This is a genomic window from Archangium lansingense (assembly GCF_026626635.1).
Taxonomy (GTDB): domain Bacteria; phylum Myxococcota; class Myxococcia; order Myxococcales; family Myxococcaceae; genus Archangium; species Archangium lansingense.
Map to the genome: position 1 here is coordinate 11,832,311 of NZ_JAPNKA010000001.1, position 23,260 is coordinate 11,855,570.

21 protein-coding genes, 4 tRNA genes and 1 riboswitch are annotated in these 23,260 nt (G+C 69.4%); of the genes, 9 read left to right on the top strand and 16 right to left on the bottom strand.

What is annotated here, in order from left to right:
• Window positions 1–36: 36 nt before the first annotated feature.
• Window positions 37–1,542 (top strand): glycosyltransferase family 4 protein, encoded by a 1,506-nt coding sequence (locus OV287_RS47205; protein WP_267540638.1) that lies wholly within the window; start codon window positions 37–39, stop codon window positions 1,540–1,542.
• 46 nt (window positions 1,543–1,588) lie between these two features.
• On the opposite strand, the gene OV287_RS47210 is transcribed toward OV287_RS47205, so the two are convergent.
• From OV287_RS47210 to OV287_RS47255, 10 genes are all read right to left on the bottom strand, one after another.
• Window positions 1,589–1,663, bottom strand: a tRNA-Leu gene (locus tag OV287_RS47210).
• Between the two features lie 28 nt (window positions 1,664–1,691).
• Window positions 1,692–1,766, bottom strand: a tRNA-Leu gene (locus OV287_RS47215).
• Between the two features lie 23 nt (window positions 1,767–1,789).
• A tRNA-Gly gene (locus OV287_RS47220) sits at window positions 1,790–1,863 on the bottom strand.
• Between the two features lie 94 nt (window positions 1,864–1,957).
• Window positions 1,958–2,029 (bottom strand) — tRNA-Glu (locus tag OV287_RS47225).
• Window positions 2,030–2,125: 96 nt separating this feature from the next.
• A complete protein-coding gene (locus OV287_RS47230; protein WP_267540639.1) occupies window positions 2,126–2,278 on the bottom strand; it encodes a hypothetical protein in 153 nt (50 codons plus the stop codon).
• Window positions 2,279–2,371: 93 nt separating this feature from the next.
• Window positions 2,372–3,415: a FecCD family ABC transporter permease gene (locus tag OV287_RS47235; RefSeq protein ID WP_267540640.1), complete on the bottom strand. Its 1,044-nt coding sequence runs from the start codon at window positions 3,413–3,415 to the stop codon at window positions 2,372–2,374.
• Window positions 3,416–3,493: 78 nt separating this feature from the next.
• Entirely contained in the window at window positions 3,494–4,372 is an 879-nt protein-coding gene (locus OV287_RS47240; RefSeq protein WP_267540641.1) for an ABC transporter substrate-binding protein, read from the bottom strand.
• 7 nt (window positions 4,373–4,379) lie between these two features.
• Window positions 4,380–6,002: an MXAN_6577-like cysteine-rich protein gene (locus tag OV287_RS47245; protein ID WP_267540642.1), complete on the bottom strand. Its 1,623-nt coding sequence runs from the start codon at window positions 6,000–6,002 to the stop codon at window positions 4,380–4,382.
• Window positions 5,999–8,017, bottom strand: a complete 2,019-nt coding sequence (locus OV287_RS47250; RefSeq protein WP_267540643.1) for a TonB-dependent receptor plug domain-containing protein — start codon at window positions 8,015–8,017, stop codon at window positions 5,999–6,001. The genes OV287_RS47245 and OV287_RS47250 overlap by 4 nt, the downstream gene beginning before the upstream one ends.
• Window positions 8,018–8,068: 51 nt before the next feature.
• A riboswitch (cobalamin riboswitch) is annotated at window positions 8,069–8,303 on the bottom strand.
• A gap of 6 nt (window positions 8,304–8,309) precedes the next feature.
• Complete coding sequence (locus tag OV287_RS47255) at window positions 8,310–8,873, bottom strand: FHA domain-containing protein (RefSeq protein ID WP_267540644.1); 564 nt, start codon at window positions 8,871–8,873, stop codon at window positions 8,310–8,312.
• Window positions 8,874–9,135: 262 nt separating this feature from the next.
• On the opposite strand from OV287_RS47255, the gene OV287_RS47260 reads away from it, so the two are divergent.
• The gene (locus tag OV287_RS47260) at window positions 9,136–9,528 is read left to right on the top strand and encodes a hypothetical protein (protein ID WP_267540645.1); all 393 of its coding nucleotides are present in this window, start codon (window positions 9,136–9,138) and stop codon (window positions 9,526–9,528) included.
• Entirely contained in the window at window positions 9,525–9,899 is a 375-nt protein-coding gene (locus tag OV287_RS47265; RefSeq protein ID WP_267540646.1) for a ComEA family DNA-binding protein, read from the top strand. The genes OV287_RS47260 and OV287_RS47265 overlap by 4 nt, the downstream gene beginning before the upstream one ends.
• A 57-nt stretch (window positions 9,900–9,956) precedes the next feature.
• On the opposite strand, the gene OV287_RS47270 is transcribed toward OV287_RS47265, so the two are convergent.
• The 4 genes from OV287_RS47270 to OV287_RS47285 all read right to left on the bottom strand — a co-directional run bounded on the left by OV287_RS47270 (window position 9,957) and on the right by OV287_RS47285 (window position 13,357).
• Window positions 9,957–11,591 carry a serine/threonine-protein kinase gene (locus OV287_RS47270; RefSeq protein ID WP_267540647.1) on the bottom strand — a complete coding sequence of 545 codons (1,635 nt, stop codon included), beginning with the start codon at window positions 11,589–11,591 and terminating at the stop codon, window positions 9,957–9,959.
• 68 nt (window positions 11,592–11,659) lie between these two features.
• Window positions 11,660–12,283, bottom strand: a complete 624-nt coding sequence (locus OV287_RS47275) for a histidine phosphatase family protein (protein ID WP_267540648.1) — start codon at window positions 12,281–12,283, stop codon at window positions 11,660–11,662.
• Complete coding sequence (gene cobS, locus OV287_RS47280) at window positions 12,283–13,029, bottom strand: adenosylcobinamide-GDP ribazoletransferase (protein WP_267540649.1); 747 nt, start codon at window positions 13,027–13,029, stop codon at window positions 12,283–12,285. The genes OV287_RS47275 and cobS overlap by 1 nt, the downstream gene beginning before the upstream one ends.
• Window positions 13,030–13,081: 52 nt before the next feature.
• The gene (locus OV287_RS47285) at window positions 13,082–13,357 is read right to left on the bottom strand and encodes a hypothetical protein (protein WP_267540650.1); all 276 of its coding nucleotides are present in this window, start codon (window positions 13,355–13,357) and stop codon (window positions 13,082–13,084) included.
• 424 nt (window positions 13,358–13,781) lie between these two features.
• On the opposite strand from OV287_RS47285, the gene OV287_RS47290 reads away from it, so the two are divergent.
• Genes OV287_RS47290 through OV287_RS47305 form a run of 4 tightly spaced genes read left to right on the top strand, consistent with a single transcriptional unit; the run spans window position 13,782 to window position 17,603 of the window.
• A complete protein-coding gene (locus OV287_RS47290) occupies window positions 13,782–14,831 on the top strand; it encodes a sulfate ABC transporter substrate-binding protein (protein WP_267540651.1) in 1,050 nt (349 codons plus the stop codon).
• Window positions 14,832–14,849: 18 nt separating this feature from the next.
• The gene (gene cysT, locus OV287_RS47295) at window positions 14,850–15,689 is read left to right on the top strand and encodes a sulfate ABC transporter permease subunit CysT (protein ID WP_267540652.1); all 840 of its coding nucleotides are present in this window, start codon (window positions 14,850–14,852) and stop codon (window positions 15,687–15,689) included.
• Window positions 15,690–15,696: 7 nt separating this feature from the next.
• Window positions 15,697–16,545, top strand: coding sequence for a sulfate ABC transporter permease subunit CysW (gene cysW, locus OV287_RS47300; RefSeq protein WP_267540653.1), 849 nt, complete (start codon window positions 15,697–15,699; stop codon window positions 16,543–16,545).
• Window positions 16,542–17,603 (top strand): sulfate/molybdate ABC transporter ATP-binding protein, encoded by a 1,062-nt coding sequence (locus OV287_RS47305; protein WP_267540654.1) that lies wholly within the window; start codon window positions 16,542–16,544, stop codon window positions 17,601–17,603. Before cysW ends, OV287_RS47305 begins: the two co-directional genes overlap by 4 nt.
• Before the next feature lie 3 nt (window positions 17,604–17,606).
• On the opposite strand, the gene OV287_RS47310 is transcribed toward OV287_RS47305, so the two are convergent.
• Together OV287_RS47310 and cobT are read right to left on the bottom strand one after the other, a co-directional pair.
• Window positions 17,607–17,924 carry a DUF3817 domain-containing protein gene (locus tag OV287_RS47310; protein WP_267540655.1) on the bottom strand — a complete coding sequence of 106 codons (318 nt, stop codon included), beginning with the start codon at window positions 17,922–17,924 and terminating at the stop codon, window positions 17,607–17,609.
• A gap of 99 nt (window positions 17,925–18,023) precedes the next feature.
• Complete coding sequence (gene cobT, locus OV287_RS47315) at window positions 18,024–19,085, bottom strand: nicotinate-nucleotide--dimethylbenzimidazole phosphoribosyltransferase (RefSeq protein WP_267540656.1); 1,062 nt, start codon at window positions 19,083–19,085, stop codon at window positions 18,024–18,026.
• A 152-nt stretch (window positions 19,086–19,237) separates the two neighbouring features.
• Here cobT and OV287_RS47320 point away from each other — a divergent pair, with 152 nt between their 5' ends.
• Window positions 19,238–19,828: a MarR family winged helix-turn-helix transcriptional regulator gene (locus OV287_RS47320; RefSeq protein ID WP_267540657.1), complete on the top strand. Its 591-nt coding sequence runs from the start codon at window positions 19,238–19,240 to the stop codon at window positions 19,826–19,828.
• 169 nt (window positions 19,829–19,997) lie between these two features.
• The gene (locus tag OV287_RS47325) at window positions 19,998–23,150 is read left to right on the top strand and encodes a DUF4175 family protein (protein WP_267540658.1); all 3,153 of its coding nucleotides are present in this window, start codon (window positions 19,998–20,000) and stop codon (window positions 23,148–23,150) included.
• Window positions 23,151–23,260 lie beyond the last annotated feature (110 nt).

Consider the following 23,260-nt stretch of genomic DNA (forward strand, 5'->3'; position numbering starts at 1 on the left):
AGTACCACTCGGACAATGTCTCTCGAGGAGGTACCCATGGCTGACAGACGAAACATCCTCATCGTTTCGGAGAACCTCCTACGCGGCGGACTCGAGACCCGAGTGCTGACCCAGTCGCGCGCGCTTGTCGCCGCGGGCTGTCGGGTGCACTTCGCGACCTCGTCTTCGACGGTTCCCGCCCCCCTCGAGGCCATCGCCAGCAGCGTCCATCCCGGACTCTCCCTCGGTGCGGCGGCGACGGCGTTCGAATGTGCCGAGGCCAGTCGCCAGCTCGCGAAGCTCATCGCGGAAAAAGAGATCGGACTCGTGCACGCGCACCCGTTCGCATCCCTCCTCCCGGGCGCCATGGCCGCGGCCCTCGCCCAGGTGCCCATGCTCGTCACGCTCCATGGCGCGAGCTCCTTCCTGGGAGGGCCAAACTACGACGTGACACTCTTCGACTTCGTGCTCCCGTACGCGTCGGAGATTCACGTCGTGTCCGAGGAGCTCGGAAGCTTCGTCCCCCAGGCGCTCGCACCGCGACGGAGCGTCATGCCGAACAGCGTGGACCTCACCTTGTTCCCGCCAGTGAAGCGCGTGGAGAGTGGCCCCTGGGCCGTGTTCTCGCGGCTCGAAGATGGCAAGGAGCAGGCCATTCTGGAGTTCCTCCGCATGGGGAGGCAGCTCGGCTTCTCCAAGGTACACATCTTCGGGGGGGGCCAGAGTGAGGCGCGGTTCCAGGAGGCGATTGCCGCCGAGGGACTCGGGGAGCTGGTGGAGTTGCACCCGTGGTGTGACGATCCGGCCGCGCAGCTCGCCCAGGGCTATGCAGGAGTGGCCGGAATGGGGCGTGTGGTGCTCGAAGCGGTGGCGATGCGCCTGCCCTGCGTCCTCCTCGGCTACGAGGAGGTCCACGGCGTTGTCACCCCGGCCAACCTCGACGAGCTGGCCTGGAGCAACTTCTCCGGGAGAGGCATCCCCGCGGCGAGCCTCGACGTGGTGCGGCGTGGGCTCGCCCAGGTGTCCGACGAGATGCTCACGGACCTGCGAAGCCTGATGGTTGAGAAACACGACGAGGCGAGGCTGGTCACCCGGCATCTGCGCTCCATCGACTCGGCCAGCATCAACGAGGAGGCCCGGGCCAGGCTCCTCCAGGTCGTCTCCCTGATGCGCCGCACGAGGCAACGGCACGCCCACCCCTGGTTCGTCGATCCGGATCTGCAGAGCACCCTGGCGCTCATCCTCCGGCGCCCGACGGAGCCGGAGCTCCAGCGGCGAATCGGCGAGTCCCTCTCCTATGCCCAGGGAGCGCTCGGGTCGCGAGTCGACGAGAGCCGTGCGGCCCTCGAAGCCTCGGTCGCGCGAACCGCGGGCCAGCAGCAGGAGGAGCTGGCTCAGATGCGAGCGCGCATGCTGGCGCTGGAGGAGCAGGTGGGAGCCCTGAGTGCGGAGCTGAGGACGCTCACGGAGACAACCGCGACCCTCACGCGGAGCGTCGAAGCGAGCCAATCCCAGGGACTGCGCCACCGGCTCCGGGAGACCCTGGCCAGATGGCGGCCGTGACGGGCCGGTAGGCGAACGGGGAGCGCGTGTAGCGAGTTGTTGTGAGTGCCGCGAGCGGGATTCGAACCCGCAACCTCTGCGTTCTGAACGCAGCGCCTCTACCAGGTTGGGCTACCGCGGCATGTGCTTGCACTGCAGGGGACTGCAAGTGCCGAAGGCGGGATTCGAACCCGCAACCTCCAGACTCTCGATCTGGCGCCTCTACCGAGTTGGGCTACTCCGGCGATGGGATTGCTGAACTGCGAAGAGCGGCCGGCGGGATTCGAACCCGCGTAACCCTGAGTGGCGCTCAGGGGCCTCGAGCCTCTCGGCCACGGCCGCGTTTGTTGCTGCGCTCCTGCAGGGAATCGAACCCTGTTCACACGGTAGACGGCCGTGCTGCGCACCAGTTGCATTCAGGAGCTTGTGTTGCGTGTACCCCGTACGGGAGTCGAACCCGTCTTTCCGCATTGAGAGCGCGGTGTCCTCGCCGATAGACGAACGGGGCAGGAGAGCAGGACCCGGAAATGCAAAAGGCCGGGTCCCTTTCTGGGAGCCCGGCCTCTGAGTCCCGCGCCTCGTCTGGGACGAAGGCGCGGAAGCGTCAGAGTCCGGGCTGTAGACCACCCGTCAGCTCGAGTCCGAGCAGGAGGTCCAGAGCGGTGGCCAGATCGGTACGCGAGAGCGCGTCGATGCCAGTGTCAGTATCGTTCAGGAACTTGAGGTTCATCGGGCTCTGCTTCGTCACCGTCGTCATGGTCACCGCTCCTTTCATCCAGAAAAGACGCGGCATGAATCCGTTCCTGACAACGGCTGCGCACGCGGGGACACGGCGAGGCCCGCCTGCTCCTCAGGCCACCGTGAGCCGTCCGCGCCGGTACAGGAGCGCGAGGAACAGCGGTCCGCCGAGCAATGCCGTGACGGTCCCCACGGGAGGCTCGCCCCCGAACAGCGGGATGGCCAACCGCGCCAGCAGATCCGAAAGCATGAGGAACGCCGCGCCCCCAAGCGCCGAGAGCGGTACGAGCTGCCGCTGGTCCGGCCCGAAGGCCAATCGCAGCAGGTGGGGCACGATGAGCCCCACGAAGCCGATGAGCCCCGAGAGCACCACGGCTCCCGCCACGCTGGCGCTCGCGGCGAGCAGCAACCACCGCCGCGTCCGGGCCACGGACACGCCGAGCGACGCCGCGTCCTCATCCCCCAGCGTAAGCAGGTTGAGCCGCCCCGAGAGAGCCATCATCACACCGATGGCCACGGCCTGGAGGAGCGCGGACAAGAGGAGCGTGCCCATGTTCTCGTAGCCGAGGGCCCCAGCGAGCCAATAGAGGAGCTCCCCCAGCCGATCCGGGTCGGAGAGCGTCTTGACGAGAGTGATGGCAGCGGAAGCGAAGGCGTTGAAGATGACGCCCGTGAGGAGCGCGGCATAGGGCGCGCGGCCTCCCTGGCCCTGACTGGCGGCGAGCACGAAGAGCGTGGCCGCCACGGCCCCAAAGAAGGCGAACAGGGCCGGAGCGGAGATGCGTTCGAGCCCGCCCCCGAGGCCTGAAGCCACCTCGCCCACGGTGGCGAACCCCAGGGCCAGGGCAAGAGTGGCCCCGAGCGCCGCGCCGCCGGAGACGCCGAGGACGAAAGGGTCCGCCAGCGGGTTGCGCAGCACGCCCTGCAACGTGGCTCCGGAGGCGGCCAGTCCCGCGCCGATGATCGCCGCCAGCAGGGCACGCGGCAGGCGGAGGGACCAGAAGATGGCGGTGTCGATGGAGCTGGGGTCACCAAAGACAGCGGAGAAGGGGATGGACTGATCACCGAAGAGGATGGCCAGGAGGAAAGCGCCAAGCAGCACGACGAGAAACGCCCCGCCGAGCCCGAACACCCGAGCCAGAGTGAAGCCCTTCACCCCTTTTCCTCTCTCACGCATCCATCACCTACGACCCTCACCCTAGCCCTCTCCCAGAGGGAGAGGGGACATACACGGTCAGCGCACAGTACCCGCATCGGGCTTCGCGGAGGGGTGCAACAGCCAGAACAGCTCCTCCAGCCCCCGGCCCAGCGAGGGCCCCGGCTGCAGCAACGCCAGGGACGGCACCTGCACCCACCGCGCCTGCGAGAGCCCCGGAAGCACGGCGAGCTTGTCCTTGCCCACGTCCACATCCGCGGCATCCACCACCACGTCCGGCCGTGCACGCAACGCCCGCTCGACGGAATACACGGGGTACGCCGAGCCCGCGTCCGCCGCCACGTTGATGGCTCCCGCGTCGCGCAGCAGCTCGTCCGCGAAGGAGCCAGGCCCGGCGACAACGAGGGGCTCGAAGCCATAGGCAAACAGCACTCGGGGCGGCTTCAGCGTCTTGGCTGTCTCCCGGATGCGGGCCCGGGTGGACTCGATGCTCTGGATGAGGGCGCCGGCCTCCTTCTCCTTCCCGAGTGCCCCTCCCACCGCGCGCAGGGCCGCCAGGGTATCGGCCACGGTGTGCAGGGGCAGCAACAGTACGGGCACGCCAATCTCCGCCATCTTCTCCACCGGCCGCTGGTTGCCCGGCCCCGGCTGCACGAGCACGAGGTCCGGCTTGAGCGCCACCACGGCCTCGACGGACGGGTCGACGAAGCCCCCCACTCGGGGCAGTCCGGCTACTTCCTTCGCCTCATCGAAACGGGAGACGCCCACCAGCGTGCTCCCCGCCCCCAGGGCAATCACCGCCTCCGTGAGCGAGGGAGCGAGCGTCACCACGCGCTTCACCTTCTCGGGGGGCTTGGGGCCCAGGAAGCGAGGGCCACCCTTGGGAGGAGCCGCATGTGCGGTGGTGACGAGGCACAGCGCGGCGAGCAGGATAAACGGAGCGAGACGGGTCTTCATGAGAGGCTCAGGGAATCGCGACGACATCACCGACGAGAGAGGGGCCATTGCCGCGTGAACAGGCGGGGATGGGGGGCTCGGCACCAGGACCCAGCCCGCGCCGCTCCACGAGCGAGTCGCCCACCACCTCGACGACGAAGAGACGACCCGCGTTGTTGTCACCCACATAGGCGCGGTTGCCCACCACGGCGAACCGCCCCGCGGAGGGAAGCGGGCACGAGGTCCCCTGCGGGCACCGCAGCGCGAACGAGGCCACCACGCCGCCATCTGCGCCGAGCAGCACCAGCCCCGTCCCCTGCACGTCGATGAGGTTGAAGTTGCGGTCATAGGTCGCCGCGCCGCTGCAGCTCACGAGCAACCGCTCCCCCACGGGGACGACCCAGAACGGGTTGAGGCAGCCCTCGCCGAGCTCGAGCAGGTCCACCTCGCGGGAGGCGGGGTCGATGCGGGCCAGCAAGCCGGGACCTCCGACAGAGAAGTTCTGGGGATCCAGGTTGCCGAGGGCGGCGTACACCCGGCCCTGGTGCGTGCTGATGCCCGCGGGCGAGGGAACGGAGGTGTGGCCCGGGAAAGGCTTCAGGGCCTCGCCCGTGGGCAGCTCGAAGGTGTCTGTGATGGCGGGAGCGCTGGGGTCGGCCACCGAGACTCGGACCACCTTGCCGCCCGCGGACACGTCCGTCTGCAAATTGCCCAGCAGCGTGACGTACACGTCCGAGCCCTGCAACGTGAAGCCATACGGGTTGGTGTTCGCGCCGAAGTTCACGCTGCCCACGTTGGTGAGCGTGATGCCCTCGGGGAAGCGCGGACCGGGACCCCCCGCGGGCTCCCCGTCTCGCCGGAGCACCTGCAGCGTGTTGCTCGTGGAGTTGAGGACGAAGACATAGGGGTCCTGGACAAGAAGGTGATTGGGAACCAGGCCAGTAGAGTTGCGAGCGGGCAGCTCGCCATAGTCGGAGAGCCGGGCCTGGAGGAGCCGCATGGACGCATCCAGCACCAGCAGCACGTCCTGCATGCGCGCGACGGTCTGGGGGCTGGTCCCCACCGCCACCGAGGGCCCCTTCACATCCGGCCCCACCTGGATGCCCACCACCTGCCCGGTGTTGAAGCACGCGGCGATGAGATCATAGGTGCAGGTGCCGCCCCGGCAGCTCCGCGAGTCCGCACACACGTTGCCGCAGGCCCCGCAGTTGAAGGCATCCGTGTCCAGGTCCACACACGAACGGTCACAGCGCTCGGAGGACGCGAGGGAGCAAGCCGCCTTGCACTCACCTTGCTCGCACACCTGATCCGAAGCGCAGGTCGTGCCTCCTGCTCCCGCGCAGCCACCGCAATGAGCGGGGTCCGACGCGGTGACGACGCACTCCCCCCCGCACAGCGTGGCACCCGAGCGGCACTGACAACCGCCCTCGACACACACCTCCGTGGAGTCACAGGCCACGCCGCACGCCCCACAGTGGGACGAGGTGCTGGAGAGGTCCACGCACGTGTCGCCACAGCGGGACTGACCCTCGGAACAAAGCGGGCCCTCATCCGGGCAGCCCGTCAGCAGCAGGGACAGCGTCACCAGGAACACAACCGTGAATGCCCCCTCTCCCTTTGGGAGAGGGTTGGGGTGAGGGTCTTTCATCATGGAGAATCCGTCCCGGAGAAAGCCCCCGACACCGACAGGTACACGGCGCGGCCGGGGAGCGGGTAGCCGACGAAGTCCTCGGCGCGTGCATCGAAGAGGTTCTTCACCTCGCAGGAGACCGTGAACTCCGGGCGCGAGCCGAGGGTGCTGGACAGGCCGGCATGGACAAAGGCGCGCCCGGGCAGCGACATGGAGCCATCCCGGGTGAGGGCATGGGCCGACTGAGCCACCACCTCCATGCGACCCGTGAGCCACCGGGGTCCGCCCATCACCCGCGCCGCGAGCTTGTGCCGGGGCCGGTACGGCAGCTCGCGCAGGTAGAAGCGCCCATCCCGCTGCAGGTCGCTCGACACGGTGAGCGTGTAGCTGAAGGTACCGGAGATCAGCGGGTGCGGACGCCACTCGCCCTCGGCCTCGAGGCCCAGCACTCGCGCATTGGCGAAGTTGTACGGCTTCGCGGCGCCGGGCGGGTAGGCCTCATAGGAGATGAGGTCCTCGTAGAGGCTGACGAAGCCGCCCACCGAGGCGAGGGACTCCTCTGTGCGGTGCACCACCGCCGCGTCCGCATATAGGGCGCTCTCGGGGCGCAGGTCCGGGTTGGGCAGCAGCGTGCCCTGGCGCACGTACAGCTCCAGGAAGGAGGGCGCGCGGTGGGCCCGGCCGGCATTGGCACGCAGCTCGAAGTCAGAGGGCAGCTCCAGGGTGACGCCCACCTTCGGAGACAGCAGTGTGTACGGTCCCGCCTGCTCCACTCGGAGCGAGGGCGCGACGATGAGCCGCTCGTCCCACAGCAGCAGCTCGTCCATGAGCATCACGCTCGCGCGCAGCCACGCCGGGTCTCCCTCGGAGGCCTCGGCCGTCTCCGCGGCGGTCACGCCCTCACCGCCCACGCTCACCAGCGCGGACAGCGCGTGCCACCCGCCCAGCAACACCTGCCCCTCCAGCTCCACCCCGCCCAACTGCTGCACCTGCGGCTCGGACTGGCTCCAGGGCCCACCTGACAGCGCCACCTCGTCCCGCCGGAAGTACGCGCGCGCGTTCATCCGCACACCGCCCGGCAACGTGCCCATCACCCGCAGGCTCGCCGAGCCGCGCCCTCCCGACTGCCGCGCGTCCTCGCTCGGGTTCTGCGCGGTGCCCGCGAGGCCCCGCTCGTCGAAGGACAGCTCACCCAGCAGGTCCGCGGAGAAACCCCGGCCCAGCTCGCGCCGCAGCCGCAACAGGCCCCCTGCCCCACGTGCATCGTTGTTCGTGCGCTTCTGCTCGATGAGCGCGTCCCCGGGCAGCGTAGGGCTCGGATCGAAGAGGTAGGGGAAGCGCCCGCTGGAGGTGCCTCCATGGACGAGCACCAACGCCTCCCCGCCCGCGAGCGGCCCCGAGGCGGACAGCCACCCGAGCGCCGTGTCCCAGCTCCCATAGGAGAGCTCACCCGCCACACGTGCGTCCGGGCCAGGGCGGCGGGTGATGATGTTGATGGCACCACCCAGCCCTCCCGAGCCGTAGCGCGCGCCAGCACCGCCGCGCAGCACCTCGAAGCGCTCGGCCATCGCCGCGGGCACGCGCGACAGGTCCGCGATGCCACCCGCTCCGTTGAGAGGAATCCCATCGAGCAGCACCAGCGTCCCGTTGGAGGACGCACCGCGCACCACGAGGCTCTTGCTCTGCCCGTAGCCTCCTACGTCCTGCAGCGTGACGCCCGGAGCGGTGGACAGCATCGCCGCGGTGTCCCGGGCCGCTCCGCCGAACTCGTCCACGCGGATGACGGTGAGGGCGCCGCTCGGGTCTCTCCTCGACGCGGAGTCCGGAGGCTCGGGAGCGACAGCCTTCTCCTCCACCTCGACGGTGGGGACGCGAAACGGCTCGCCCTCGGGCGCGTCCTGGGTCCCCGTGTCCTTGGCCCCGGTGTCTTGGGCCGGCGTCTCCTGGGGAGGCTCCGCCGCCTGCTGCGCCAGCGCGGAACCGCTCGTGCTGAGCGCCAGGCAGAGCAACCGCCCGGCGAGGTGCAACCGCCGCATGAACCCGCCTTCCGCTCTCTCCGTCGAAGAGAGAAGGCCAACGCGGGCAGCTCGCGCCCACACCCCTGGGCAGGTCTCCTGGCTGTCGGACTCTGGCCGAGGCGCACCGCGCGCCTTTCAGAAGGGGCTCCTCCGCCTTCCCCCGGTGGCAAGGCCGGAGTGGCGACTTCCGAGGACCCCTGCCCTGACCTCAGGGCTGCCCGATCACAGTGGCGGGACCGCGCCGGACTCGCACCGGCTTCCCTCTTGAAGGCCCGGCATGGGCACCCAAGGGCAGGCCCTTCCTAGGGGCTCAATTCCCGCGCGTCAAGCCACCCTCGGCGACGGACGTTGTCCGGGCGGCGCGGGAGTGACGCTCCAGCCAGTCGAGGATGAACCGGTTGAAGGCGGAGAAGTCGAGGAAGGTGGCCAGCACATCCCCGAAGCGCAGCGAGGCCCGGTCGAACAGCGGCGTGGGCCGGCCGGGAATCAGCAGCGTGCCGTTGTGCCAGGTGCCGTTGTGGCTGCCCTTGTCGGCGAGGTACCAGACACCCGTGTGCTTCTCTTCACTGAAGGTGGCGTGCACCCGCGAGACCGTGGGGTCCTCGACGATGATGTCGTTGTCCGGTGTACGGCCCAGGGTGACGCCCGCCACCGGGGTGGTGACTCCCTGTGGACGCTTGCGCACCTCGAGCACGAGAGGCTCGGCGAGCGTGGGCCGGCGCAGCGAGAGGCCCGTCATGGTGCTCCGGGTGAAGAGGGGACGCACGCCCATGGGAGGTGCCTCCCACACCAGCACCGGCCACCGCACCGCGTGTCGCACGGAGTGAGGGTCATCGAGGAATTGAGAAGCGAGGGCAGAGAACTTCAGGTGCACGGGACGACCCTCCAGCACACGAGGGGGGTAAAGCAGAGGGTGTGCATGGAGGGAGATCCGGGCCAGTCCCCCTTGGCCGGTGAGGGAGGGGAGGACAGCCGCGGTGGAGGTGCACCCCGAGCAACCACTCCGAGAAACCACGCTGAGCAACCACTCCGAGCAATCACGCTGAGCGACTACCCCTCGCCCTCCGGGAGAGGGACAGGGTGAGGGTATCGAGTGCCTCGGGTTCTCCCCTGCACTGGGCCTCCGTGCCCGTCCTGTGAACTGGACACATGAGGCGAGGCTGTACGCCCTGCGCGAGCGCGCTCAGAGGGAGACACCGCTGGCACGGCACCTGCTCTGTGCGCCAGACAACCGCGCCATGGAGGCGCGAAGGAGAAGGACAAAGGTGGTCGAGATGCTGACGGCGGGGAAGCGGTTGGCGGTGTTCTCCATCCGCGAGGGCAAGGGCGGGAGCATCTGGGTGCGTGCGGGGAGCGCCTTCGTGAACAAGGATGGCTCGCTCAACGTGCTGCTGGATGTGTTGCCGCTGGATGGGAAGCTGCACGTGCGCGAGGCGGGGGACAAGAAGGACACGGTGCAGGCGGGGGGTGGCGGGCGCTACGGGATGGAGGGCGGGCTGGACTCGCTGCCGGTGGGGGGGCACTCGTGAGCGGGCGGGTGACGGGGATGCTGGTGGCCGCGGTCCTGGGGCTGATGCTGCTGCCCGCGAGCACGGAGGCGGCTCAGGCGAAGACGCGGGCGCAGTACACGGGGGTGGTGAACCTGAACGAGGCGACGGTGGCGCAGTTGGATCTGCTGCCGGGCGTGGGCGAGAAGGCCGCGCAACGCATCGTCACCTGGCGAGAGAAGCGGGCCTTCAAGCGCATCGAGGAGTTGGTGCGGGTGAAGGGCTTCGGCAAGAAGCAGTTCCTGAAGCTCAAGCCGTACCTGACGCTGCAGGGCCCCACGACGCTGAAGGTGGAGAAGGTGCCGGTGAGAATGGACGAGGTCCACGTCACCGGCTCGGTGGCGAAGCACTGAGTGCGTGGGGAGGCAGGGTGCCCGTCGTCCCCGGGCATCCTCTCTCCCGCGAGTCCCTCACCCGCTGGATTCGCGAGGCAACTGGAGCGCGTCGGCCTGCTCGGTGAGGGCCATGTCGGGCGTGAGCTGGAGGGGCTGGGCGGGCGCGGAGGTCAGGGTCGTGGCCTCTCGCATGGCCTCGATGAGCTGCTGCCGTCCATGGGGATAGGGCGCTTCCGGGCCGGTGAGCGACATCAACTGGCTCTGCAGCGCCTCGCCCGAGGGGATGCGCTGCTCCCGGTCCTGTTGGAGCAGTCCCATGATGATGGCGTCCAGCGCGGGCGAAATGCCGGGCACGGACTGGGAGGGCGGCAGAAGCTGCTGACGGGTGGAGGCGACCATCAGCTCCGCCTCGTTCTCACCCTGCAGGACGCGCTCGCCGGTGAGGGCCTCGTGGAGGGTGAGGCCCAGCGCGAAGAGGTCCGCCCGGCCATCCAGGGGTTTGCCGTAGGCCTGCTCCGGCGCCATGTAGCCCGCCTTGCCGCGCACCGTCTGGGCCTGGGTGAGGGAGAGCTGATTGGCCGCGCGCGCGATGCCGAAATCCGACAGTTTCACCTCGCCGATGCGCGACAGCAGGATGTTGGGCGGGTTGAGGTCCCGGTGCACCAGTCCCAGCGGCTCGCCCTTGGGGCCCGTGCGGCCGTGCATGTAGGCCAGCGCCGCGGCGACCTCCACGCCGATATAGGCCACCGCCGCCGGAGGCAACCGCTTCCAGTACACGCGCCGCAGCAACGAGCTCATCGGCATGCCGTCCACGAACTCCATGGCGAGGAAGACCGTGCCCTGGTGCCGCCCCAGGTCGAGCACCTGAACGATGTTGGGGTGGATGAGCAGCGAGCCCAGCTCCGCCTCGCGCCGGAACAGCCCGAGGAACTCCTCGTTGTCCGCGTACGCCGGGAGGATGCGCTTGATGGCCACCTGCTTCTCGAAGCCACCCTCGGGGCTGTAGGTGGCGCGGAACACCTCGGCCATGCCGCCCACGCCCAGCCGCTCGTGGAGGAAGTACTTCCCCATCACGTCCTTCTCACGGATGGCGCGCAGCGCGGCCTCGGCCTTGCTCACGATGAGGCCAGCCAGCGTCGCCGTCAGCGGCCCGTAGGCGAAGAGGAACACGCAGCGCAGCAGGACCATGGGGAACGTCAGGGTGCTCAGGGGCTCGGGTGGGAGCCGGGGTTGGAGCACCAGCAGGTACAGCGCCATGTACTCCAGGGCCGCGAGCAACGCCGCCGCGTAGGCCAGCCGCTTGCCGGCCCGCAGCGCGCACACCACGATGAGCGCGCCCCAGGCGAGCGCCGGCGGCGTGGTGAGCGCGTACACGGCATCATGGAAGTACGCGTCGATGGCGCAGGCCACCGCCGGGATGGACACGGTGACGGCGCTGTCCACCCACTGCATCGCGGGGTGGAAGCCGTCCTGCCGCAGCGCCCGCAGCATGAGCGTGTAGTAGATGCCCAGGGCCCCCGTCAGCCCCGCGAGGCTCAGCCCCAGGCCCCAACCAATCACCCCGATGAGCAGCAGCGAGGCCGTACAGCCCAGCAACATCATCCCACGCATGAAGCGCGCGATGGCCATCTCGCGCGGGACGACGTCCTGATCCAGGTACTCCTGCAGCAGGCGCGCGGAGTGCGGTACGCGGGGGGCGGCGGCTTCCATGAAAGGCCAGCCTATCCGACTTCCTGCCCCACCACGGAATTACCCCCACCCACACCGGGGGCCTCGCCCTAGCCGAACGTCACGTTCATCAGCTTCACGATGGGCTCGTCCCCATAGAAGTCGATGATGTTCACCGACGCGTACCCCTGCTCCAGTCGGAACAGGTTCGCGTCCGGCATGCCCAGCGCCTCAGCCAGCAGCGTCCGGTTCACCCCGCCGTGCGACACCAGCACGAACGTCTCGCCCGCATGTCGCGTCCGCAGCAACCGGCCCGCCGACAGCACCCGCTCGCGCATCTCCGGGTAGCTCTCCCCCTCCGGGAAGCGCACCCGCGTCGGATGCGCCATCCACTCCGAGTACACCTCCGGGTAGCGCTTCTCCGCCTCCTCGTAGCTGAGCCCCTCGAAGAGACCGAAGTCGATCTCCCGGAACGCCGCCTCCGTGTCCACCGACATCGCCTTCAACTCCGCCAGGGGCGCCGCGCTCTCCAGGGCCCGCTGACGGGGGCTCGTGTAGATGCGCAACAGGGGCGCCTCGGCCAGGAAACGCGCGGCGCGCTCGGCCTGCAACCGGCCCGTGGAGGACAACCCCACGTCCAGCCGCCCGTAGCACCGGCCCCGCATCTCCTCCACGGGCTGTCCGTGTCGCACCAGCACCATCCGTGTCACACCCTTTGGCTGCCGCCAGTCCATCACCCCTCCCCCAGCCCGAGCAGCACCACGAACACCAACGTCTCGTTTACTTCCGTGTTCGCTCCCATCGTGTCTCCCGTAATCCCCCCAATCCGTTGCATGCACCAGGCGCCCTGGATCGCCGACACCACCGCTACCCCTCCGATTATCACGCCTCCCCGCCACCCGAGCAGCCCCCCCACCACCCCAAATGCCAGCAACGTTGCCCCCACGAACTCCGTCCACCCCACATAGTCCGTAATCGCGGACCCCAGCCCCCCCGCGCGGCGCGCGTACGGCAGGAACCGTCCCGCGCAGACCGAGGTCCACCGGCCCAGCGTCGGCGCCACCACCAGCGCCACGTCCGCCTGTCCCCGCTCGAGCAGGGACGCCAGGGCGCTCGCCTTCAGCCCCACCACCAGCAGCAACGCCACCGCCCCGTACGCCCCAATGAGGTGGTCGCGCATGATGCGCAGCACATCCTCCTTTGTGCGCCCACCTCCGAAACCATCCGCCATGTCCGCCAGGCCATCCAGGTGCAGCGCTCCCGTGAGCAGCGCCCCCAAGGCCAGCAATAGGAAAGAGGCCACCAGGGGCGGCAGCGCTGGGTAGAGCGCGTGGCGCGCGAGCACCAACAACCCCCCGAGCAGCATCCCCACCAGCGGGAAGAGCAACGTCGCACGGCCCACGTCCGCCGCGTCGAACGTGGCCGCCCCAGGCACGGGGATGCGGCTGAGAAATGCGATGCCGGCAAACAGGCGCCTCATGGGGAGCGCGCCTCTTGCCACGTTTTCGAGCCAATGGCACCAGCGCTCGACGTCAGGGGCCGGAACCTACCCGAGCCGACACCCCCGACCAGACGGCAGCAGCCGCTCGGACCAGGGCCGCATCCACCCCTTCCCAGGGCACCAGCCGCCCCGCCACCAACCCCAGCGCGAAGGTCAGCACCAGTAGGCGGCTCCCCCACCCTCGGCGCCCCTGAGCCCGCGGCGCCGGACGGCCTCGCTGTGCCGTCCGGGCCTGCTTCAGCGTGACGCCCTCCTCGTCCAGCACGAGCACGCGGACCTTGATGCCACCGGAGATCAGCGTCTCCACCAGCTCATGGAGGAAGCGCGCGTAGTGCTAGGGAGAATCCTTCGGCTCCTCCAGGGTGGAGAAGTCGAGCACCCGCTCGCGCCCGAGGTTCTGCTTCCTGTCCGCCATGCACGGCCCCCTTCCAGGTCCTGGAATCCGGGGGCAACACGATAATCGGTGAGACGCACCTTTGGGCACCCATCCGCTATAACGGACACTCTGCTTGACAAACGGAGGTGCGGCGGGCAGTTTATGAGCCGTTCATGCCCGCCCCCCGACCCCTGCACATGAAGGTGTGTTGCCGCCGGTCTCCGGGGGTGGGTGCTCGCTCGCCAGAAGCCTGAAGGCTGACGGCCGCGATCTCTTGAAGAGCCCACCACCCCGTGAGGGACGGTGGGCTTTTGAATTTCAGGGGTCGCCGCCCTCGCCTGCACCGAGGTACCCAATGAAGTCGCCGTCCACCCGCAAGCTCACCGCCGCCCTGCTGTCGCTGCTGCTGTCCGCCGTGCCCGCGCTGGGTGGCTGCTCGAAGCCGGGGGCCGCGCAGGCCGAGCCCATCACCCTGCTCAACGTCTCGTATGACCCCACGCGCGAGCTCTACACGGAGCTCAACGCCGCCTTCGCGAAGCAGTGGGAGGCGAAGAATGGGACGAAGATCGTCATCAAGCAGTCCCACGGCGGCTCCGGCAAGCAGGCGCGCGCCGTCATCGACGGGCTGGACGCGGACGTGGTGACGCTGGCGCTCGCGTACGACATCGACATGATCCACGACAAGGGCCAGCTCATCCCCGAGGGCTGGCAGGCGCGGCTGCCGAACAACAGCTCGCCGTACACGTCCACCATCGTCTTCGTGGTGCGCAAGGGCAACCCCAAGGCCATCCGCGACTGGGAGGACCTGCTGCGCGGCGACGTGGCCATCATCACCCCCAACCCGAAGACGTCTGGCGGAGCGCGCTGGAACTACCTGGCTGCCTGGGGCTACGCGCTGCGCAAGAACGGCGGTGACGAGGCGAAGGCGCGGGAGTTCATCTCCAACCTCTTCAAGAACGTGCCGGTGCTGGACTCGGGCGCACGCGGCGCCACCACCACCTTCGCCGAGCGAGGCCTGGGCGACGTGCTCATCGCCTGGGAGAACGAGGCCTTCCTGCTCACCGAGGAAGTGGGCAAGGACAAGTTCGAGATCATCGTCCCCTCGGTGAGCATCCTCGCCGAGCCGCCCGTGGCCCTGGTGGACCGGAACGTGGACCGCAAGGGGACCCGCGCCGCGGCCGAGGCCTACCTGCAGTACCTCTACTCCGAGGAGGGCCAGGAGCTCGCCGCGAAGCACCACTACCGGCCCCGCTCGCAGACGGTGGCCGCGAAGCACGCCAGCCGCTTCCCCGCGGTGAGCCTCTTCACCATCGACGAGGTATTCGGCGGCTGGAAGCAGGCGCAGAAGAAGCACTTCGACGACGGCGGAGCCTTTGACCAGCTCTACGTCCCCAAGGCGCAGTAGTCCGGAGCCGCGCACGCCATGCACAGCAGCGCACGACGCCGCGTCCTGCCGGGCTTCGGACTGACCATGGGGCTCAGCTGGTTGTACCTGGGCCTCATCGTCCTCCTGCCCCTGTCCGGACTCTTCCTCAAGACCTTCACCCTCACCTGGGCGCAGTTCTGGGAGACGGTCGCCTCCCCCCGCGTGCTGGCCGCGTACCGGCTCAGCTTCGGAGCGGCCTTCCTCGCCGCACTGCTCAACGCCGTCTTCGGCCTGCTGGTCGCCTGGGTGCTGGTGCGCTACCGCTTCCCGGGCAAGGGGCTCGTGGACGCGCTGGTGGACCTGCCCTTCGCCCTGCCCACCGCCGTGGCCGGGCTGACGCTCACCACGCTGTACTCGCGCAACGGGTGGTACGGGCAACACCTGGAGGCGCTCGGCTTCCAGGTGGCCTTCACACCCGTGGGCATCGTCGTGGCGCTCACCTTCATCGGGCTGCCCTTCGTGGTGCGCACCGTCCAGCCCGTGCTCGAGGACATCGACGCGGACGTGGAGGAGGCCGCCGCCACGCTCGGCGCCACGCCCTGGCAGGTGTTCACCCGCGTCCTCTTCCCCAGCGTGCTGCCCGCCCTGCTCAGCGGATTCACCCTCTCCTTCGCCCGCGCCATCGGTGAGTACGGCTCCGTCGTCTTCATCTCCGGCAACATGCCCATGAAGACGGAGATAGCCCCGCTGCTCATCATCACCCGGCTGGAGCAGTACGACTACGCCGGCGCCACGGCCATCGCCGGGGTGATGCTCGCGGCCTCGTTCTCGCTGCTGCTCGCCGTCAACCTGCTGCAGCGCTGGACCCACCGTCGGTTCGAGGCCCGGCCCGGATAGAAGCGTCATGCACCCCACCTCGCACTCCCCGCGCCGCAACCGCCGCCTCGTCTCGGGCCCCGCGCCCGTGCGCTGGCTGCTCATCGCAGTGGCGCTCGCCTTCCTCGGCTTCTTCCTCGTCGTGCCGCTGGTGGCCGTCTTCACCTACGCCCTGCAGAAGGGCGTGGGTGCCTACTTCGCCGCCATCCTGGAGCCCGAGGCCTGGAGTGCCATCCGCCTCACGCTGCTGGCCGCCGCCATCGCCGTGCCCCTCAACCTGGTCTTCGGGCTCGCCGCCGCGTGGCTCATCGCCCGCTTCCGCTTTCCCGGCCGGGACGTGCTCCTCACGCTCATCGATCTGCCCTTCAGCGTCTCGCCCGTCATCGCGGGGCTCGTCTTCGTGCTGCTCTTCGGCAGGCAGGGGTGGCTGGGGCCGTGGCTGGCCGAGCACGACATTCAGATCATCTTCGCCGTCCCGGGCATCGTGCTGGCCACGGTGTTCGTGACGTTCCCCTTCGTCGTGCGCGAGGTGCTGCCTGTCATGCAGGCGCAGGGACACGACGAGGAGGAGGCCGCCCTGTCGCTGGGTGCGAGCGGCTGGCGCACCTTCCTGAGTATCACGCTGCCCAAGGTGAAGTGGGGCGTGCTCTACGGCGTGCTGCTGTGCAACGCACGCGCGATGGGCGAGTTCGGCGCCGTGTCCGTCGTCTCCGGGCACGTGCGCGGGGTGACCAACACCCTGCCGCTGCACGCGGAGATTCTCTACAACGAGTACAACCTCGCCGGTGCCTTCGCCGTGGCCTCGCTGCTCACGGTGCTCGCGCTGGTGACCCTGGCCGTCAAGAAGTACGTCGAGTGGAAGGCAGAGCCCTCATGAGCGTCATCGTCGAGCAACTCACCAAGCGCTTCACCGCCGGGGGCACACCCGCCGTCTCGGAGGTGTCCTTCCACGCTCCGTCCGCTGCCATCACCACCCTGCTCGGGCCCTCGGGCGCCGGCAAGTCCACCCTGCTGCGCCTCATCGCGGGCCTGGAGCTGCCGGACTCGGGTTCCGTGCGCATCGAGGGCGTGGACTGCACCCACCTGCCCGTGCAGAAGCGGGGCATCGGGGTCGTCTTCCAGAGCTACGCCCTCTTCAAGCACATGACGGTGCGGCAGAACATCGCCTTCGGGCTGGAGACGCGCCGGCTGCCCCGCGCCGACATCGAAGCGCGCGTGGACGAGATGCTGCGGCTCGTGCAGTTGGAGGAGCTGGGCAAGCGCTACCCCGGACAGCTCTCCGGCGGACAGCGGCAGCGAGTGGCGTTCGCGCGGGCGCTCGCCATCCGGCCCAAGCTGCTGCTGCTAGACGAGCCCTTCGGTGCGCTCGACAGTCGCGTGCGCATCGAGCTGCGCGAGTGGCTCCAGTCCCTGCATGAGCAGACGGGCGTCACCACCCTGCTCGTCACCCATGACCAGGAGGAGGCGCTCGAAATTTCCCAGCACGTGGTGGTGCTCTCCGACGGGCGCGTGGCCCAGGCCGGACCGCCTGAAGAGATTTATGACCGGCCCACCACGCCGTTCGTCGCCTCCTTCGTGGGTGGCACCAGTGTCCTGCGCGGGCGCGTCCGCTCGGGCCGGGCCGAGGTGGGCTCGCTCGTGGTGGATGCCCCCCAGAGCGCCCAAGAGGGCGAGGCGGTCCAGGCCTTCGTCCGCCCCCATGACATCAAGCTCGCCAGGTCCGCGAATGGAAGCAACGAGCTCACCACGGGCCGGGTCGAGCGGCTGAAGTCCGTGGGCGGCTACGTGAAGGTGCTGCTCAAGCTGCCTTCTGGGGAGACGGTCACCGTCGAAGTGCCCCGCGCCGAGTTCGACGACCTGGGTGTCGTCGAGGGCGACCATGTCCACGCGGACGTGCGCATGGCCAAGGTGTTCCTCGGCGACTTCGCCATCTGAGCCTCAGCTCGCGGCCGGCTCCGAGGGGGCCTGCTCTTCACGGCGCAGCCGCGCGTCGAGCACGAACGTCCCGAAGGGCACCAGCGACGCGAGGAACGCGCCCACGATGCGCACGAGTGACCAGCGGTGCGCCGCGGCGGCCTCCGCGAGAAACAGGAGGTAGAGCACGAACAGCATCCCGTGCGCCCAGCCCACCAGCTTCACCCCCAGGGGCATGCCGGCGAGGTACTTCAGCGGCATGGCGATGAAGAGGAGCAGGACGAAGGAGAGGCCCTCGAGCAGGGCAACAGCACGGAAACGGCCGATGGGGGTCTTCAACATGGGGGACCTCGTTCTCCCCCGCTTCGCATCCCTCGATGCCCGGGTCAACGCGACAACCTGACGCACCCTTGTCCCACCCTGCTTCCCAGCTCCCCCGCCTCAGCGCACCGGAGGCGGAATGTCCGTCACGCCCGCCCCGGTGAACGTCGCCATCTCGTGCAGCACCCGCAGCGCCGCGTCCACCAGGCCGAAGGCCAGCGCCGCGCCACTGCCCTCGCCCAGCCTCAGCCCCAGGTCCAGCAGCGGCCGCTGCCCCAGCTGCTCCAGCACCCGTGCGTGACCCACCTCCACCGAGAGGTGACTCGCCAGCAGGTACGGCGTCACCCGGGGGCACAGCCGCGCCGCCACCAGCCCCGCCACCGAGGCGATGAAGCCATCCATCATCACCGGCACCCGCCTCGACGCCGCGCCCAGTGCCACGCCCGCCAACCCCGCCAGCTCGAAGCCCCCCACCTTCGCCAGCGCCTCCAGTGGCCGCGCCGCCTCCGGCCGGTTCACCTCCAGCCCGCGCCGCACCGCCTCCACCTTGCGCGCCAGGCCCGCGTCGTCCACCCCCGTCCCCCGCCCCACCACCACCTCGGGCGGGAGCCCCGTGAAGACGCACGTCAGCGCGCTCGACGCCGTCGTGTTGCCAATCCCCATCTCCCCCAGCCCCACCAGCCCCACCCCCTCGTCCGCCAACCGCTGCGCCACCTCCACGCCCACCGCCAGCGCGGCCTCCGCCTGCTCGCGCGTCATCGCCGGGCCCCGCGTGAAGTTCGCCGTCCCCGGCCCTACCCGCCGCACCTTCACCCCCTCCAACCCCTCCACCGGGTAGCGCACCCCCACGTCCACCACCTCCACCCGGGCCCCCACCTGTCTTGCCAGCACGTTGATGGCCGCCCCGCCCCGAGCGAAGTTCGCCACCATCTGCCCCGTCACCTCCGCCGGGTACGCGCTCACCCCCTCCTCCACCACCCCGTGGTCCGCCGCCATCACCACCACCGCCTTCGCCGGCAGCGGCGGCACCGGCTTGCCCGTCAGCGCGGCGAACCGGCAGGCCAGCTCCTCCAGCCTCCCCAGGCTCCCTCGCGGCTTCGTCTTCGCGTCCAGCAGTTCCTGGCACCGCGCGGCAGTCCTGGCATCTGGCTCGGGAATCGACGAAAGTATGGCATCAAACAAAGGCCTGACCCCTCCCTTGGTGGGAACGCGCGCGCCCTAGCCCGCCCTGGGTTGCCAAGCAATTGATTTTCCAGGCAGGTCAGGCCGGAATGTACTACCTGTCCCAGATGGAGCAGGCGACAGGAAGGTAGAATTTGGGGGACACTGTAGAGATGAAGCCCATCGATGAGGCCACCGAGACGTCCACTCAGGACAAGTCCAAAGGGCCTCCACTTGGCGAAGTGTTGGAGTTCATGAGGTTGCTGTGGGCCGTGGATCATGGCCTGCAGTCCACCTCCAAGCGCATGGAGGCCACGCTGGGGCTGACAGGCCCGCAGCGGCTGGTGCTCCGGCTGGTGGGCCGCTTCCCTGGCATCACCGCGGGCCGGCTCGCGCACATCATGCACGTCCACCCCAGCACGCTGACGGGTGTGCTCAAGCGCATGGAGAAGCGCGGGCTGCTGGAGCGCAAGTCGGATCCGCTCGATGGGCGCAAGGCGCTCTTCGCGCTCACCGATGCGGGCCGTGCCTTGGACGTGCCCTCCGAAGGCACCGTGGAGCACGCCGTGCAGCGGGCCATCTCCCGCATGTCGAAAGCCCGGCTGACGAACGCCCAGGACGTGCTGATGGCGCTCGCCGAGGAGCTGGGCGCCGGTGAGCCGCCCCCGGCCGACGGCACCGGCATGGCCACGCCCAGGGACGAGGGGCACGCGCCGGCGGCAGAGGGCGGCGAGGCGGGCTCCCAGAAGAGCGCCAGCCGCTGAACCCTCGCTGTCTCCTGGTGAGCCTTCAAGCTTCCACCGGCGGACACCCGGGACCGGAAGCAACCCCCCCTGAAGCAGGGGGGACGCGCCGCGCGCTCGGGCCTGCTACAGATTTGGGAAATAGGCAGCCCGGCCATGGGTTGCTACGCGACCGAGCGGACCTGACAGCGTGAACCTCGAATCCCCGCAGACTCCAGGCGCGGAGCTCCCGCCTCCGCCTCCCCCGCAGCCACCCGCTCCGCCACCGGAGCCCAGGGCCGAGCCGCGCTCGCCCGGCGTGGAGCAGCTGCTCGCCGCGGTTCGGACCCGCCAGCGCCGCCAGCTCTGGCTCCAGGGCACACTGCTGGGCATGGCCACCCTGCTCGTGCTCGCCGTGGCCGGCGGCTTCCTGGCACTCGTCGCCCCCGCGGCCGGCCGCTGGGTGATGCTGCTGTCCCCGGTGGTGGGCACGCTCGTGGCGTGTGCCTTCGGGGTGGGACTCGCCCTGCGCACCGTGGGCGATGACCTGCGCACCGCACGCCTCATCGGCGAGCGCCAGCCCGAGCTGTCCCTGGATGTGCTCGCCGCGGTGGAGCTGTCGCGCGAGCGTGGCCACCAGCCCCAGCACTCGGCGGAGCTCGCGGAGGCCTTCCTGCGGCAGATGGACCTGCGCGCCAGGCAGGTGGACGCGGGCACGGTGGTGGACTCCACCCGGCTCAAACACACGGGACTGGTGGTGGGTGGCGTGGCGCTCGCGCTGGTGGTGGTGCTGGGCCTGGCCGGCTCCTCGTGGCGCGCGGGGTTGGACAAGGCGCTCGCGGCCTCGGGGCGGACGACGGTGGCCGAGCAGCGCGAGCCCATCACCGGCGACATCGAGCTGACGTACCGCTACCCGGCCTACACGGGGCTTGCCCAGCGCACCGTGCCAGGCACCAATGGCGAGGTGAGCGCCCCGGCCGGCACCGAGGTGCAGCTCAAGACGCGCTCGGACCGGGAAGTGGAGCGCGCGGAGATTGTCGTCAATGGCGAGACGCTCCCGCTCACCGTCAACGACAAGCGCGAGCTCACCGGCACCTTCGTGACGAAAAAGAGCGGCCACTACCACTTCGTCTTCTACGGCACGGGCCGCAAGGCGATTGCCACCGGCCCGGACACCCCGCTCAACGTGGAGGCGGACACCCCGCCTCAGGTGACCCTGCTCACGCCCGCGACGGAAATCGAGATCGACCCGGGCCAGGAGGTGACGCTCAAGTACGAGGCCAGTGACGACTACGGCCTCAACGGCCTGGCGCTCGTCTTCCGCACGCCGGGCGCGAAGGAGGAGACGCGCATTCCGCTGCCCCGCGAGGATGGCCGGCGAGACAAGGGCACCTATAAGTGGAACCTGGGCTCGCTGAAGGTGGAGGCGGGAGACCGCATCTCCTACTACGTGGAGGCGAAGGACAACGACGCGGTGGAGGGCCCCAAGCGGGGCGTGAGCCGCACCCAGGTGCTGCGCGTCTACAGCGCCGCCGAGCACCGCCGCGCCGCCCTGCAGAAGGCCGAGGCCATCTGGGGCCGCATGGTGGACCACCTGGCGGACCGGATGGAGGGCCCGGACCGGGACAGGACGAAGGACGTGCAGAAGGTGACGGCGGCGCAGTCGGTGGACGCCAGCGGCCAGACGCTGGTGACGGACATGCGTGCACTCGCGCAGGAGCTGAGCCGCGAGCGGGACAACCCCGCCGAGCTCGTCGCCGCACTCGCCAACGTCGCCCAGACGCTGGGCCAGAAGGTGCGCGCCACGGCGGACCTGCGCCGCATCTACCTGCGCACCCAGCAGCGCCGCACGGGCGACGACTTCGGCACCGGGGCCCGCCTGGGCGTGCTGGTGGAAGAGGAGATCGCCGAGCTGGAGAAGGACATCCTCTACCTGGAGTCGCTGCTGGACCGGCAGAAGCTGGAGGCGCTCCAGGAGCTGGCCAAACAGCTCGCCTCCGAGCGGCGTGAGCTGGCCAGCCTCATCGAGCAGTACAAGCAGAACCCGGATGAGCAGGTGCGCGAGCAGGTGATGCAGCAGATTCAACAGGTGCGCAACCGCATCCAGGAGCTGATGCAGCGCATGTCGGAGATGCGCCAGGGCATCCGGGACGAGCACCTCAACGCCGAGGCCCTTCAGGAGATGATGAAGGACCAGGACATGCAGAGCGCGCTGGATGAGGTGGAGCGGCTCATGCGGGAGGGCAAGACGGACGAGGCGCTCGCGAAGCTGCAGGAGCTGTCCATGCAGATGGACGAGATGCTCAACGGCCTGAACGAGGCGCAGGACGAGTTCGGCAACGAGCAATACCCGGAGCTGGCGCAGAAGTTCGGCGAGTTCATGAACGAGCTGCAGAAGACGGCGCAGGAGCAGCAGCGCGTGGCGGACGCCACCAAGGCGCTGCGAGACCAGGCGCGGCAGCAGAACAAGGAGCGGCTGGCGGAGAAGGGCCGGGCGATGAAGGACGAGCTGCAGCAGCAACTCGAGCAGGTGCAGAAGAACTACCAGGCGCTGCGGCCCGAGGAGATCAACAGCCGGGCCTCGCGTTCGCTGGAGGAGGCCCAGGCGGAGCTGGAGAACGCGAGGAACGCGCTGAAGGTGGATGACTTCGACCTGGCGGCGGAGGCGACGCAGCGGGCCTCGGAGGCGGCGCAGCAGCTGGCGAGCTACGGGGAGCAGCAGCGCGCGCTGGACGAGCTGTACGGCAACCCGGAGGACGTACGAAAGCAGTCGGCGAAGCTGGCCGAGCAGTTGGAGAAGGACGCGAAGGCGGTGGAGGACGCGAACCGCAAGCTGCAGTCACTCTTCCCGCCGCCGGGCTCGCAAATGGGACCGCAGGAGAAGCAGCAGCTGCAGCAACTGGCGCAGCAGCAGCAGTCGCTGGAGCAGAAGGCGAAGGAGCTGCGCCAGCAGATGCAGGACATGGAGCAGATGGCGCCCATCTTCGGCCAGGAGGCGGGAGATCAGATGGATGAGATTGGCCGGCGGATGGGCGAGGCGGCGCAGCGGATGCAGGGCAAGGACGCGAACCGGGGCTACGGCGAGCAGCAGGCGGCGCTGGAGGGCTTGAAGCAGTTCCAGCAGCAGATGAAGGAGAGCCAGCAGCAGGGGAAGGGCAAGGGACGCGGGCTGCCGTTGCCGATGGGAATGGGCCGGCAGCAGGGCAACGGGAGGGATCCACGCGACAAGGTGGAGATTCCGGACGAGGAGGCCTACCAGGCGCCGAAGGAGTTCCGGAAGGACCTGCTGGACGCGATGAAGGAAGGGACGCCGGAGAAGTACCAGGACCAGGTGAAGCGCTACTACGAGGAGCTGGTGAAGTGATGACCCAGACCCCCATCACTTCCCCCCATCCCGCCACTCCCTCCACCAGCCACTCCCTCGCCCCCCGGGAGAGGGTCGGGGTGAGGGTATCGGGCACCTCGGGTTTCCTC